We start from the raw sequence: 13,441 nt of genomic DNA on the forward strand, positions 1-13,441 counted from the left end.
CGCACCCTACCGGGCCGGGCCCGATCGCGGTGCCCGGCAAGCGGGTTGGGCGCGGGCTACAGCCGCTGGACGCCGCCGGACTCGGCCGAGCTGCGGGCGGCCTCGAGGACGCGCAGGCCGGTGACGGCGTCGCGGGGGTCGACCGGGGCGGGGGCGCCGTCGATGAGCGCGGCGGCGACGCCCGCGTAGAAGGCCGGGTAGTCGCCGGGGAGGGTGGGGACCGGCTCGGCGTCCGGCTCCGCGCCGACGGTGCCCCAGTGCGCGGAATCGACCGTGCCCCATGGCTTCCCGTCGTCCGGGCGGCGGCCGTCGCGGAGCGCGGCCTCCTGCGGGTCGAGGCCGTCGACCTGGTAGCCGGCGTGGTCGCCGAGGACGCGGAAGCGGGGGCCGAGGCGGGGAGCGAGCGCGCTCGCCCAGAGGTGGGAGCGGGCGCCGGAGGTGTGCCGCAGGGCGACGAAAGCGTCGTCGTCGGTGCTGATGCCGGGGCGCAGCCGGTCGAGTTCGCAGTAGACCTCGGTGACCTGGCCGTTCAGCACGATGGCCTGGTCGACCAGGTGCGGGCCCAGGTCGTAGAGGATGCCCGCGGCGTCCGCCGGGCCGCCGACCTCGCGCCAGCCGCCCTTCGGGGTCGGGCGCCAGCGCTCGAAGCGGCTCTCGAAGCGGTGCACCCGGCCCAGCACGCCCTCCTCGACCAGGCGGCGGACGGTGCGGAAGTCGCCGTCCCAGCGGCGGTTCTGGAACACGGTGAGCAGCAGGGACCGCTCTTCCGCGCGGCTCACCAGGGCTTCCGCCTCGGTGGCGGTCACCGTGAACGGTTTGTCGACGACCACCGGGATGCCCGCGTCGAGTGCCTGCGCGGCCAGCGGGGCGTGCGTCCGGTTCGGCGAGGCGACGACGATCAGGGCCGTGCCCGCCGGGTCGGCGAAGAGGGCGTCGGGGGTCGCCAGGACCCGGACGCCGGGGTGCTCTCGCCGGGCCTGCTCGGCGCGCTCGGCCGAGCCGGTGATCACGGTGGCGACGCGCAGGCGCGGGTCGGCCGCGATCAGCGGGGCGTGGAAGACGGAGCCGGCGAGGCCGTAGCCGATGATCGCGACATCGAGAGCGCTCATGCTCTCGACGCTACCTGCGCGAGCCGGTCCCGAAGGTCAGGCGCCCTCGGTCTTCTTGAGATCGGATTTCCACTCCCGGAAACCCTCCTCGGTGCGCCCCCGCCGCCAGTACCCGGAGATGGAGGCCGCCCACTCGGCGGGCACGTTGCGCTCCCGGCGCACGTACCGCCGGATGTCGTGCATGACGGCCTGCGCCTCGCCGTGCACGAACACCTGCACCTGCCCCTCGCGCCACTCGGCGACCCGCACCGTCTCGGCGAGCAGCTCACCCGGCGGCCGGTCGCCGCGGTGCAGCCAGGTGAGCTCGATCCCGTCCGGATGATCGAGCTTGAGCTCCTCCTCCGGCCCCGCCACCTCGACGAAGGCCACCCCGACGGCGTCGGCGGGCATCGCCTCCAGCCCGGCCGCGATGGCGGGCAGCGCCGCCTCGTCCCCGGCGAGCAGGTGCCAGTCGGCATCCGCGCGCGGACTGTAGGCGCCGCCGGGGCCGTAGACGTCGATGGTGGTGCCCGGCTGGACCGAGGCCGCCCACGGCCCGGCGATGCCCTCGGCCCCGTGGTAGACGAAGTCGGCGGCCAGCGTGCCTGCCTCGACGTCGACGCTGCGCACGGTGTACGTGCGCTGCACCTCGGTGCCGTCCTCCTGCGGGAAGAGCAGCTTGATGTAGGAGTCGCTGTGCTCGCTCGGCCGGAACGCCGCGAAGCCGGGGCCGCCGAAGTGCACCCGGATCAGGTGCGGGGTGAGCTGTTCGGTGCGCAACACGGTGAGGGTGGTGCGGGGTCGGGCCACGTGGCTACCTCCGATATCGGCAATAAGGGTTGCCTTACTACGCTACGCCGGATCGCGGCGGGCGGCGAACCCCCGGTGTGCCGCGCGGCGGCCGGGGTAGGGCGCGGGGAGGAGAACCGAACGAGGAGGCCGGAATGCGAGTCGTTGTGCTCGGCGCGTCGGGCAATGTGGGCACCGCCGTGCTCGCCGCACTGATCGGGGACCCCGCCGTCGACAAGATCAGGGCGGTGGCGCGCCGCATCCCGGACGAACCGGCGCCGGGCGTGGAGTGGGTGCGCGCCGACATCCGCACCGACGACCTGGCCCCGATCTGCGCGGGCGCCGACGCCGTGGTGCACCTGGCCTGGATGATGCAGCCCATGCACGCCCCGCTGGACACCTGGCGCGGCAATGTCACCGGCACCGAGCGGGTGCTGCGCGCGGTCGCCGCCTCCTCGGTGACCTCGCTGGTCTACACCTCCTCGGTCGGCGCCTACTCGCCCCGCGCCGACCTGCGCCCGGTGACCGAGAGCTGGCCCACCGACGGCAGGCCGACCGCCGCCTACACCAGGGAGAAGGCGTACGTGGAGCGGCTGCTCGACACCTTCGAGTGGGAGCACCCCGGCTGCCGGGTGGTCCGGCTGCGGCCCGCCTTCGTCTTCCAGCGCGCGGCCGCCGCCGAGCAGCGCAGGCTCTTCCTCGGCCCGTTCTTCCCGAACCGGCTGCTGCGCACCGGGGCGATCCCGGTGCTGCCGCTGCCCGCCCGGCTGACCATGCAGGCGGTGCACGCCACCGACGTGGCCGCCGCCGTCCGGGCCGCGCTCACCCGCGAGGTGGGCGGGCCGTTCAACCTGGCCGCCGCGCCGGTGCTTGACCGCGACCGGCTCGCCCAGATCTTCGGCGCCCGCCCGATCACGGTGCCGGACCGCGTCTTCCGGGGCGCGGTCGCCGCGGCGTGGGGGCTCCGGCTCGCCCCCGCCGCCCCCGAGCTCTTCGCCGCCTTCCTCCGGTTGCCGGTGCTCGACAGCGGCCGGGCCGCCGCCGAGCTGCGCTGGCGACCGCGCTACACCGCGGTCGAGGCGCTGCGCGAGCTGATCGACGGGCTGCGCGACGGTGCGGGCGGGCCGACCCCCGCGCTGGCCACCGACGCGGGCGGGCGCTGGCGCTGGCGCGAACTGCGCTCCGGAATCGGCGGATACGACCCCGTGGACCGGGAGCCGGTCGCGAACTGATCCCGTGCGACGATCCTCCTCGCCGAGTGAACCGCGAGAGAGGACACCGTGACCCGCCCCCATCTCCCGGACACGGCACTCGCCGTCACCGCCGTCCTCACCTTCGTGACCGGCGTCGTCGACGCCGTCGGCTACCTCGGCCTCGACCGCGTCTTCACCGGCAACATGACCGGCAATATCGTCATCCTCGCCATGGGGCTGGCCGGGGCGGACGAACTCCCGGTGCTCGGCCCGCTGGTCGCGCTGGCGGCCTTCGCGGTCGGCGCCTGCGCCGCCGGTTTCGTGCTCCGCGAGCCGCCGGAGCGCTGGAGTTCCCGGATCACCGCGCTGCTCGGCACCGGCGCGCTCGTCCTGGCCGCGCTCACCGCCGCGCTGGTGCTCGCCGGCGAGCACGACACCCCGGCGGTGCAGGTGCCGGTGGCGGCGGCGACCGCCGCGGTCATGGGGCAGCAGGCCATGGTGGCCCGTACCCTCGCGGTGCGCGAGATGACCACCGTCGTCGTCACCTCCACGCTCACCGCGCTGGCCGGTGAGTCGCTGGTGCGCGGCGGCGCGGAGGCGGTGTGGAACCGCCGGCTCGGGGCCATCGCCGCCATCTTCCTCGGCGCCATGACCGGCGCCGTCCTGATCCGCGTCCACCCGGCGGTGCCGATGGGTCTCGCCGCCGCGCTCACGACGTCGGCGGCCGCCGCGGGTCACCGGCTCTTACGCTGAGCGCACGCGTGCCCCCCGCAAGGGCCTCGAGGATCGCGCTCCCAACGCCCCCGGCGTCGCGCTCCGATCAGCGCCGGCTGTCCGCCTCGGCGCGCGGCGCACCCTCCGGCGGCGGCTCGACCACGAGCGCGCAGGCCGCGATCATCGCCACCGCGGCCACCAGTACCGCGATGAACACCAGGTGCGTGCCCGCCGCCAGATCGGCGGGGCGCGGCGGGTCGACGTCCCCGACCCTGGCGTTCACCAGCGCGCCGAAGATCGCCACGCCGACCGCGCTGCCGATCGAGCGGGTGAACATGACGGTCGAGGTCACCACCCCACGCCCGCCCCACGGCGCGTGCGACTGCGCCGCGATGAGCGTCGGGGTGGAGACCATGCCGAGCCCGGCGCCGATCAGGAAGCAGGAGAGCGCCACCTGCCACAGCGGCGACGCCGCCGAGATCAGCAGCGTGGTGCCCGCGCCCGCCGCGCAGAGCAGGCTGCCGAGCAGCGAGGTCCGGCGGAAGCCGATGCGCAGGTAGAAACGGCCGGCCTGGGAGGCGGTGACCGGCCAGCCCAGGGTGAGCACCCCGACGGTGAGCCCGGCGGCCAGCGCGCTCACACCGAGCACGCCCTGGGCGAAGGTCGGCACGAACGAGGTCACGCCCATCAGCACCGCCCCGACCAGCAGCGAGACCGCCGCGGCGGCGAGCACCGGGCGCCGGGTGAAGAGCCCGGGCGGCAGGATCGGATCCCGCACCCGCCGCTCCACCAGCACGAAGAGCAGCAGCGCCAGCCCGCCGCCCGCGAAGACGCCGAGCCCGGCGGGGGAGGTCCAGGCCCAGCTGGTGCCGCCCTCCAGCAATCCGAGGATCAGCGCGCCCGCGCCGAGGGTGAGCAGCACCGCGCCGAGCACGTCGATCGGGCCGCGCGCGGTGCTCCGCCGCTCGTGGAAGTGCCGCACCAGCATCACCGCGGCGACCGCGGAGAGCGGCAGGTTCACCAGGAAGATCCAGCGCCAGTCCAGGTAGTCGGCGAAGAGCCCGCCGAGCAGCGGCCCGAGCACCGAGGCGGCGGCCCACACGCTGGCCATGTAGCCCTGCACGGTGGCCCGCTCGCGCAGCGTGTAGAGGTCGCTCGCCATGGTCATGGTCATCGGCATGATGGCGCCCGCGCCGATGCCCTGCACCGCGCGGAACACGATGAGCCAGGTCATCCCGCCCGCCAGCCCGCAGAGCAGCGAGCCGAGCGCGAAGACCGCGATCCCGCCGAGCAGCACCGGCTTGCGGCCGACGGCGTCGGCGAGCTTGCCGTACAGCGGCACCGTCACCGCCTGGGCCAGCAGGTATACCGAGAACAGCCAGGGGAATCGGTCGAAGCCGCCGACGCTCGCGGTGATCGCGGGCACCGCGGTGGCCAGGATGGTGGAGTCCAGCGCGATCAGCCCGGAGGCCAGCATCATGGCGGCCAGGATCGGGCCGCGTTCGGAGCGGAACCCGACCCCGCCCGCCGGAGTCGTTGACACGGGGGTGTCGGTGGACACGGCGCGCTCCTCGGGATCGTTCGATTTGCTATCGAATTTATCGGGCCGGCTCCGGCCCGCGCACGCGGGTTTCCGCCGATCATCCGCTGATAGAGTGAGTGATAATCTGTTTCATCTACTCGGAGGTGGCACATGGACGTGTCCCGGCTCCGCCGCACCGCCCCCGATGCCGATTCGCTGCTCGGCCGCTACCTCGGCGACCGCCGCTTCGCGCTGGCGCTGCCGCGCGCGGTCGGGCTGCAGATCCTGCACCCATCGGTCGCCGCCGCGATCGTGGCGCACGCGCCGAGCTCGCTCTGGCACCACAAGAAACGGGTGGTCTCGCACCTGGTGCACCTGGCCTACACCCCGCGCGACCCGCACCCGGCCGTCCGCTACGGCCACGAGCTGGTGCACGGCGTGGACAGCAGGGGCCGCCGCTACCACGGCCTCACCCCCGAGCTGTTCTTCTTCCAGCACGCCACCTACGTGGACACCCTGGTGACCGCCATCGAGACCTTCGCCCGCCCGCTCCTCGACGCCGAGAAGGAGGAGCTCTACGCCGACTGCCGCCGCTGGTACCTGCGCTACGGCATCTCCGCCCGGCCCATGCCGGAGACCTGGGCCGGCTTCACCGCGTACCTGGACCGGGTCTGCGCCACCGAGCTCGCGGTCACCCCGGACAGCGCGCTGCTCACCCCCGCGCTGCTGCGCCCGGACGCCTGGTGGCCGCGCACCCTGCCCGACCCGGCGGTGCGCACACTGCTGCATCCGCGCACCCGCGAACTGCTCGGCGTGCCGCTGCGACCGGGCGATCGGGTGGCGAGCGCGGCGCACGCGATCGCGGTGCGTACCGTGCTCGCCGGGCTCACCCCGCGGGCCAGGCTGATCCCGGCCGCGCGCCGGTAGCGGATCGGCGGCCACCGAAACGGCCCGTCCACGTCGGTGTGTCGGATCGGCGCGCGCCGATGGGGTAGTTTGGCCGCTGAAGGCCACCCGGTGTCCAGCCACGGGCACGTGGGCGGCCTCGACATTGGCGGAGGTTGTTGATGATGATCCCGGACACTGACGGAGCGGTCGCCCGGTGAGCGCTGAGGACAGGGCATTGGACGTCCGTACCGAGACGGTCGGGTCGACCGTCGTGCTGACGGCGGCCGGTGAGATCGACATGGCGTCGGCGCCCGACCTGCAGTCGGCGGTGGAAGAGGCGTTGCGGGCGGAGCCGCCCGTGCTGGTGGTGGATCTATCCGGCGTCGGGTTCTTCGGCTCCGCCGGGTTGAGCGTGCTGCTCGTGGCCGCCGAGGCGGCGCCGGAGCGCTCGCTCCGGGTGGTGGCGTCCGAGCCGGTGCGCAGGCCGATCGAGATCACCGGGCTGGACCGGGTGCTCCAGGTCTTCGCGACCAGGGACGACGCGCTGGCGTCGGAGGAGGTCCGCCCGTCCGAGTGACGGGTCGCGCGCCGGTAGCTCCGGCGCGACCAGGTCGAGCAGCGGTCCGCGGGCCCCGGATTCCCGATCCGCCCGCGGCCCGCGCCGATCGGACGGGGTGGCGGTGCGAGGCCCCGGATTCCCGATCCGCCCGCGGCCCGCGCCGATCGGACGGGGTGGCGGTGCGAGGGCCCCGGATTTCCGATCCGCCTTCGGCCCGCGCCGATCGGGCCGCGGGGCGGCACGCGGCCACCGGGTCCGCGGGGCGGAGCCCCGGGAAAACCCCTACCGCTGCCGCGGCAGCCGCACCACCTGCACGAAGAAGTCGTCGATCTGCTTGATCGCCGCGACGAACTGGTCCAGGTCGACCGGTTTCGTGACGTAGGCGTTGGCGTGCAGCTTGTAGCTGCGCAGGATGTCCTCCTCCGCCGCCGAGGTGGTGAGCACGACAACCGGGATGGACGCCAGGTCGGGATCGGACTTGATCCGCTCCAGCACCTGGCGTCCGTCGTATTTCGGCAGGTTCAGGTCGAGCAGGATCAGATCCGGCCGCGGCGCCTCGCCCCACGGGCCCTTCCGGTAGAGGAAATCCAGCGCCTCCTCACCGTCGTGCGCCACGTAGAGGTTGTTGCCGATCTTGTTGTCCTCGAAGGCTTCGCGGGTCATCAGCTCGTCGCCGGGGTCGTCCTCCACCAGCAGGATGTCGATGGGCTCGCCGGAACTCGTCACGAGGTCTCCTCGGTTTCATTGGTCTCGGCGACCCCGGTCCCGGTGGACGATTCGAGGTCGGCCGTGCGTGGAAGAGTGAAGCAGAAGCGGGCGCCGCCGGTGAACTCGGTGTCGATCCAGATCCGGCCGCCGTGGAACTCGACGATCTTCTTGCAGATCGCCAGCCCGATCCCGGTGCCGGAGTACTCCTCCCGGTTGTGCAGCCGCTGGAAGATCACGAAGACCTTCTCCGCGAACTCCGGCGCGATCCCGATGCCGTTGTCGGTGACCCGGAACCGGTGTTCGGCGCCGTCGACCTCCGCCTCGACCTCGATCACCGGCGGGCGGCCGGGCACCGCGAACTTCACCGCGTTGCCGATCAGGTTCTGCCACAGCATGGTCAGCAGCGTGCGGTCGCCGACGATCTCCGGCAGCCGCTCCGGCCGCCGCACCTCGGTGCCGGTCTCCTCGACGATCGACGCGAGGTTGGTCAGCGCCTTGTCCAGGGTGTCGTCCAGCGGGATCGGCTCGGCGGCGTCGGTGAGCCTGCCGACCCGGGAGAAGGTGAGCAGGTCGTTGATCAGCACCTGCATCCGCTTGGCACCATCGACCGCGAAATCGATGTACTGCTTACCCCGATCATCGAGCTGATCGCCGTACCGCTTCTCCAGCAACTGACAGAACGACGCCACCTTCCGCAACGGCTCCTGCAGATCGTGCGACGCCACATACGCGAACTGCTCCAGCTCCTGATTCGACCGCCGCAACTCCACCGTCTGCGCATCCAGATCCGCCGTCTGCTCGGCCAGCCTCGCCTCCTGCGCCCGCGAGGACTGCAACTCCGCCACGATCCGCCGCCGCATATCCTCCACCGCCTCGGCCACCGTCCGCAGATCCGACGGACCCCGCGCCTCGATGTGGTGATCGAACTCGCCACCCGCCACCCGCAGCGACGCCCGCTCCAGCTCGGCCAGCGGCCGCGCGACCAGCCTGCGCACGATGACGGTGAGCAGCACGGCGGCCAGCACGAAGACCCCGACCACCCCGCCGAGCACGGCATTGCGGATGTTCCTGGTGCGGGTCAGATTTGCGCGGTCCGCGGCCAGCGCCGTCGCGAAACCCTGGTTCTGCGCGGTGAACTGGGCGCGCAGCTGGTCGAAGAGCGCCTTGCTCCGCTCCACGCTCTGCCCGGCGACCTCCTGTGCCGCCGCCGGCGTGGTTGCCTCGGTGACCGGGGCCGCGTAGGAGGCGCGCCACGCGTCGGCCAGCCGCTCCAGTGTGTCCAGATCGGCCATCAGCGCCGGGTTGTCGCCTGCCAGCTCGCGAATCCGGGCGCCGGCGCGCTCCTCCTCCTGCCTGCCGATGGTGTAGGGCTGCAGGAACTGCGGGTCGGCGGCGATGGCGTAGCCGCGCACCCCGGTCTCCTGGTTGAGCAGCGCGCCCTGCAGCAGGTACGCCTCGGCCGCAGCGGGCTGGATGCGGTCGAGCAGCCGGTCGGTGCTGCGGTTGGTGTCGGCGATCACCTCGGCGCCCGCGGCGCCGCCGAGCAGCACGATCAGCACCATGGCCCCGAGCACCAGCTGGAACCAGGTCTGGACGGTGAACCGGCCGGAGACGCCGTCCGCCGCGCGGTTCATGCGCCCGTTTCCGGGCGCGCCCAGCGCAGGTACATGACCGCGACGTCGTCGGCGAGGCCGCCGTGCTCGTCGGCCATCGCCTCGACCTTCGCGATCAGCGCGTCGATGAAGACGTTCGGGTCGATCCGCGGCACCGAGGAGACCAGCTCGTAGAGCCCGTCCTCGCCGAGCCGCTGATTGCCCGGCCCGATGTGGCCCTCGTAGAGGCCGTCGGTGAAGAGCACGAGCCCGGTGTCCTCGCTCATCGGGTACTGGTGGCTCGGCCAGACCGCGCGGCCGGGCAGCAGCCCGAGCGCGGGGCCACCGGCCACCTCCACCCAGTCGGTGCCGGAGTCGGTGCGGGCCAGCATGCCGGGGTGCCCGGCGCGGATCACCCGCGCCACCCGCTTGCGCGGGTCGAGCACCAGCGTGGTCAGGGTGGCGAAGGTGTGGTTGCCCGCGCGCTCGGCGAGCAGCACCTCCTCCAGCAGCTCCAGCTGCCTGGACCCGCTGATGCCGCTCAGGACCAGGGTGCGCCAGGCCAGCCGGAGCGCGACACCGATCGCGGCCTCGTCCGGGCCGTGCCCGGCGACGTCGCCGATCAGCGCGTGCACGGTGCCGTCGGCGTCCTGCACCACGTCGTAGAAGTCGCCGCCGAGCAGGGCGTAGGCGCGGCCGGGGCGGTACCGGGTGTAGATGTCGGCCACCCGCTCGCCGCGCAGCAGCGGGGTTGGCAGCAGGCCGCGCTCCAGCCGGGAGTTCTCCTGCGCCTGCATCTGGCTGGCGCGCAGCGCGACGGCGGCGCGCTCGGTCTGCTTGCGCTGGATGGCGTAGCGCACGGCGCGGCCGAACAGCTCCGGCTCCACCCGGCCCTTGACCAGGTAGTCCTGTGCGCCCGCGGCGACCGCGGCGAGCCCGGTCTGCTCCTCGTCCAGGCCGGTGAGCACCACGATGGCGACCTGGTCGGTGAAGCCGCGGATCCGGGCGACCGCCTCCATGCCGCTGGCATCGGGCAGGTGCAGGTCGAGCAGGACGCAGTCGGGGCGGTGCCGCTCCAGGTGCTCCCCGGCCTCGGCCATGGTGCGCACCCAGGTCATCCGGAGGCCGGGGGCGCCGTCCGCGACCAGCTCCTCGACCAGCAGCGCGTCCGCCCGGTCGTCCTCGACCAGCAGCACGGCGGGCTCGGCCTGCACCTGGAAGTCACCGGCGTGCACGAGGCCGGCCGCGACGCGCTCGGCCTCCGCGCGTGCGGCGCCCGCCGACTCCCGCTGCCCGGACAGCATGCGCCTCGCCTCCTCGATCGTCCCGCGCGACCGACAGGGTCACCGGTGCCGCCGCGCAACTGTGCCACATTCGGCGCGCCCCCGCGCGCGCGGATCGGCGGCGTGGCGCGCGCGGTCTCACTCCGGGCGGGCCCAGCAGAGGTCGACCACGGTCGGGTGCCCGCCCGCGGTGCCGTCGAAGGGCGCGCGGAAGGCGGCGGCGCTGTGCGTCAGCGACGGGGTGGCGGCGCCGAGCGCGGTCCGCGGCAGGGGGCCTGCCCTGGTCACCGCCTGGAGCCGGACCAGCACGGTTCCGGCCCGGCCGGTCAGCCTGCCGTCCACCGCGCTGCCCGGCACCGTGCGGGTCAGCAATGCCTCGGCGACCCGGCTCAGCGCGTCCCGCACCTCCCCGGACTCGCGCGCGCCGAGCCCGGCCGCCACCGCGGTCGCGACCGCGAGCGCCCGCAGCGTCGGCAGCCGCTCCGCCGCCGCCGGGATCCGCACCGTCACCACGGTGTCCTCCGGTGCCGTGACCTCCGGCTCCGGCACCATGGCCTCGGCACGGGAGCCCGCTGTGCGCACCTCCGGCTCCGGCACCACGGCCTCGGCCCGGGAGCCCGCGTCTGTGCGCACTGCCGGCTCCGGCATCGTCACCACGCGCCCGCCTCCCGGTCGAGGACTCGCTCGAATGCGCCGCCTGCGGTGCCGGCGGCCGTGCTCCGCAACGCGCGCGGCGCGCCCGTCCCCGGGGGACAGACGCGCCGCGCGTACTGCGACAGAACTTCGCTCACGGGGTGGAGAAGCCGATGAGCGCGCCGATCCCGGCCCCGATCGGCACCGTGACCAGCGCCCCGACCCCGCCGAGGAAGAAGCCGAGCACCGCGCCGATCCCGGCCCCGATGATGGCGCCGACCCCCGCGTTGTACTGCTTGCGCGCCGTCGTCTCGTCCTGCACCGGCTGCACCTCGCCGGTCGCGGAGACCGGGGCGAGGGTGAGCGTGCGCCCGGCGTCGCCGACGACGGGCCGCAGGTCGAGCACCCCGCCCCCGGCCTGCACGGTCAGCGGGAGCGCGGCGACGACGGTGCCCGCCGCGTCGCTGAGCGTGACGGCTCCGCCGGTGACCGCGAAGCTCCCGGCCGCGACGGTGGTGACCAGCCTGCCGTCGGCGGCGGGCGCGGTGGTGAAGGCGATGCCCTGCTCGCTGCCCTGCACCGCGACGGCGGCGGCCGGGGCGGGCGCGGCGTGCACCACCCCCGCGGCGCCCGCGGTGGCGGCGGCGGCGAGCACGGCGGTGACGGCGATTCGATCGACTCTCATGATTCCCCACTGTCTCTCGGCAACGGCGGCCGAGTTCGATGCGGCCGCGCGGCACCCGAGCGGGAGATCCGGCCGCGCCGAGCGCGGCGCACGCGTCCGCGGCGCGGCCGGAGGTCTCGACCGGTCGGCGGGCGCGGGATCGAACTCGGCGCGCGGCCGGTACGTCCCCTGCGTGCGGAATGCCTGGCGGCATTCGGCCTGCTCATTCTCGCGTGAGCTGCGGTGCGGGGCAATCGTTTCGGCGGATTCGGACGGGAATCGCCGGGTGTGCGGCCGGATTCGCGGCGCGTCGGGCCAGGGCTCAGACCCGGCGCAGCACCGACACCACCTTGCCGAGCACCGCCGCCTCGTCGCCGTCCAGCACCGGGTAGGCGGGGTTGCGCGGCTCGAGGAAAACGTGGCCGCCGCGCCTGCGCAGTACCTTCACGGTCGCCTCGCCGTCCAGCAGCGCGGCGACGATCTCGCCGGAGTGCGCGTCCGGCTGGCGCCGCACCACCACGGTGTCGCCGTCGCAGATGGCGGCGTCGACCATGGAGTCGCCGCGCACCCGCAGCGCGAAGACCTCACCGCGGCCGACCAGTTCGCGCGGCAGGTCGAGCACCTCGTCCAGGTGCTCCTCGGCGGTGATCGGCGCGCCCGCCGCGATCTCGCCGAGCAGCGGCACCGGCACCGAATCGGGGGCACCGGCCCGCGCACCGTCGGTGGCGAGGAACAGCCGGACATCGATCGGCCGGGTGGCGGCGGCGCCGCGGCGTAGGAAGCCGCGCTCCTCCAGGTCGCGCAGGTGCCGGGAGACGGTCGAGGTGGAGCGCAGCCCGACCGCGTCGCCGATCTGCCTGGTCGACGGCGAATATCCGTGCGCGACGGCCCAATCCCGGATCGCGCCGAGGATCTGCCGCTGGCGCGGCGGCAGCACCGAGGTGTCGGGGAGGTCGAGGTCGATGGCGGGCTGGCGGAAGCGGGTCACCCGCTCATGCTAGATCGGTCAGGCGAGCCGGCTGACCGGCCAGTCGGCGGGCAGGTCGCGCAGCCCGGCGATCATCCGGAACGCGGTGAGCAGCGCCTGGATCCCGTCCACCCCGGAGGCGACGGCGGGCCGGTGCTCGCTGATGTGGAAGCGGCAGAGCGCGTACCGGCCGTCCTCGGACGGGTACGGGCGGCCGATGATGATCGAGTACGGCCCGTCCGCGCCGTGCAGGGTGCGCGCGGCGACCAGCGACTGCGGGGTGTGCTCCGGGTCGGCCGGGCGCTGGGTGCTGCCCGTCGCAGGCGCCGGGAAGGCGAGGTCGGCCGGGTCGAGCAGTTCGAAGCGGGCGCCGCGGCGATTGGCCTCGGCAAGGTCGTCGGCGACGCCGAGCAGCGCGCGGTACAGCGCGGCCAGCGAGTCGGTGCCGGAGGCCCAGCGCTCGCCGATCCCCGCGATGCGGAACCCGCACACCACGCCCTGCGTCTCGGCGGCGACCTGCGGCGCCCCGATCTCGATGGAGACCGGTCGCACACCGTCGGCCACGGTCCGCGACGCGATCACGTCACGGATGCGCCGCCACTGGTGCCCGCCGGTGTGGTGGCCGGCCCGGCCCACCGCGGGCGGCGCCGTGTCCTCCCGTGCGCGGATGTCTATCGGTCTCATTCTCCCCGAGTACCCGATCGGTCCGTTTTCTTAACCTGCCGCTGTCGGCGCCACCACCGGCAGGTGGAGCGGGCCGGGCACCCCCCGGCCCCCCCCCCGCCCCCCACACACCCCCCCCGCAACGCCCCCCCCGCGGGCGGCCGCGCCCCCCCCCCCC

At 74.3% G+C, this 13,441-nt stretch carries 14 protein-coding genes; 4 read left to right on the forward strand and 10 right to left on the reverse strand.

All coding sequences use genetic code 11. The annotated features are described in order from the left end of the window. Window positions 1-56 precede the first annotated feature (56 nt). Window positions 57-1,109 carry a Gfo/Idh/MocA family oxidoreductase gene (locus ACFUJ1_RS33250; protein ID WP_378651279.1) on the reverse strand — a complete coding sequence of 351 codons (1,053 nt, stop codon included), beginning with the start codon at window positions 1,107-1,109 and terminating at the stop codon, window positions 57-59. Between the two features lie 36 nt (window positions 1,110-1,145). Next, the gene (locus tag ACFUJ1_RS33255) at window positions 1,146-1,898 is read right to left on the reverse strand and encodes a siderophore-interacting protein (protein ID WP_378651280.1); all 753 of its coding nucleotides are present in this window, start codon (window positions 1,896-1,898) and stop codon (window positions 1,146-1,148) included. Window positions 1,899-2,032: 134 nt separating this feature from the next. On the opposite strand from ACFUJ1_RS33255, the gene ACFUJ1_RS33260 reads away from it, so the two are divergent. Beyond that, entirely contained in the window at window positions 2,033-3,109 is a 1,077-nt protein-coding gene (locus ACFUJ1_RS33260) for an NAD-dependent epimerase/dehydratase family protein (RefSeq protein ID WP_378651281.1), read from the forward strand. 48 nt (window positions 3,110-3,157) lie between these two features. Further along, window positions 3,158-3,823, forward strand: coding sequence for a YoaK family protein (locus ACFUJ1_RS33265; RefSeq protein WP_378651282.1), 666 nt, complete (start codon window positions 3,158-3,160; stop codon window positions 3,821-3,823). 67 nt (window positions 3,824-3,890) lie between these two features. On the opposite strand, the gene ACFUJ1_RS33270 is transcribed toward ACFUJ1_RS33265, so the two are convergent. After that, window positions 3,891-5,345: an MFS transporter gene (locus ACFUJ1_RS33270; RefSeq protein ID WP_378651283.1), complete on the reverse strand. Its 1,455-nt coding sequence runs from the start codon at window positions 5,343-5,345 to the stop codon at window positions 3,891-3,893. Between the two features lie 132 nt (window positions 5,346-5,477). Here ACFUJ1_RS33270 and ACFUJ1_RS33275 point away from each other — a divergent pair, with 132 nt between their 5' ends. Together ACFUJ1_RS33275 and ACFUJ1_RS33280 are read left to right on the forward strand one after the other, a co-directional pair. Then, entirely contained in the window at window positions 5,478-6,233 is a 756-nt protein-coding gene (locus tag ACFUJ1_RS33275; RefSeq protein ID WP_378651284.1) for an oxygenase MpaB family protein, read from the forward strand. A 175-nt stretch (window positions 6,234-6,408) separates the two neighbouring features. Next, window positions 6,409-6,771: an STAS domain-containing protein gene (locus tag ACFUJ1_RS33280; protein ID WP_067649504.1), complete on the forward strand. Its 363-nt coding sequence runs from the start codon at window positions 6,409-6,411 to the stop codon at window positions 6,769-6,771. A gap of 264 nt (window positions 6,772-7,035) precedes the next feature. On the opposite strand, the gene ACFUJ1_RS33285 is transcribed toward ACFUJ1_RS33280, so the two are convergent. The 7 genes from ACFUJ1_RS33285 to ACFUJ1_RS33315 form a co-directional block, all read right to left on the reverse strand. Beyond that, window positions 7,036-7,479, reverse strand: a complete 444-nt coding sequence (locus tag ACFUJ1_RS33285) for a response regulator (RefSeq protein WP_378651285.1) — start codon at window positions 7,477-7,479, stop codon at window positions 7,036-7,038. Then, a complete protein-coding gene (locus tag ACFUJ1_RS33290; RefSeq protein WP_378651286.1) occupies window positions 7,476-9,095 on the reverse strand; it encodes an ATP-binding protein in 1,620 nt (539 codons plus the stop codon). Before ACFUJ1_RS33290 ends, ACFUJ1_RS33285 begins: the two co-directional genes overlap by 4 nt. Further along, entirely contained in the window at window positions 9,092-10,357 is a 1,266-nt protein-coding gene (locus ACFUJ1_RS33295; RefSeq protein ID WP_378651287.1) for a PP2C family protein-serine/threonine phosphatase, read from the reverse strand. The genes ACFUJ1_RS33290 and ACFUJ1_RS33295 overlap by 4 nt, the downstream gene beginning before the upstream one ends. Before the next feature lie 117 nt (window positions 10,358-10,474). Beyond that, complete coding sequence (locus ACFUJ1_RS33300) at window positions 10,475-10,969, reverse strand: anti-sigma factor (RefSeq protein ID WP_378651288.1); 495 nt, start codon at window positions 10,967-10,969, stop codon at window positions 10,475-10,477. A gap of 154 nt (window positions 10,970-11,123) precedes the next feature. After that, window positions 11,124-11,654 (reverse strand): hypothetical protein, encoded by a 531-nt coding sequence (locus tag ACFUJ1_RS33305; protein ID WP_378651289.1) that lies wholly within the window; start codon window positions 11,652-11,654, stop codon window positions 11,124-11,126. Window positions 11,655-11,955: 301 nt separating this feature from the next. Continuing rightward, window positions 11,956-12,621, reverse strand: a complete 666-nt coding sequence (gene lexA / locus ACFUJ1_RS33310) for a transcriptional repressor LexA (RefSeq protein WP_378651290.1) — start codon at window positions 12,619-12,621, stop codon at window positions 11,956-11,958. A gap of 18 nt (window positions 12,622-12,639) precedes the next feature. Beyond that, window positions 12,640-13,284, reverse strand: a complete 645-nt coding sequence (locus ACFUJ1_RS33315; RefSeq protein ID WP_378651291.1) for a DUF6968 family protein — start codon at window positions 13,282-13,284, stop codon at window positions 12,640-12,642. Window positions 13,285-13,441: the final 157 nt, after the last annotated feature.

Source organism: Nocardia sp. NPDC057227, from assembly GCF_042669725.1.
GTDB classification, from domain to species: Bacteria; Actinomycetota; Actinomycetes; order Mycobacteriales; family Mycobacteriaceae; genus Nocardia; species Nocardia asteroides_A.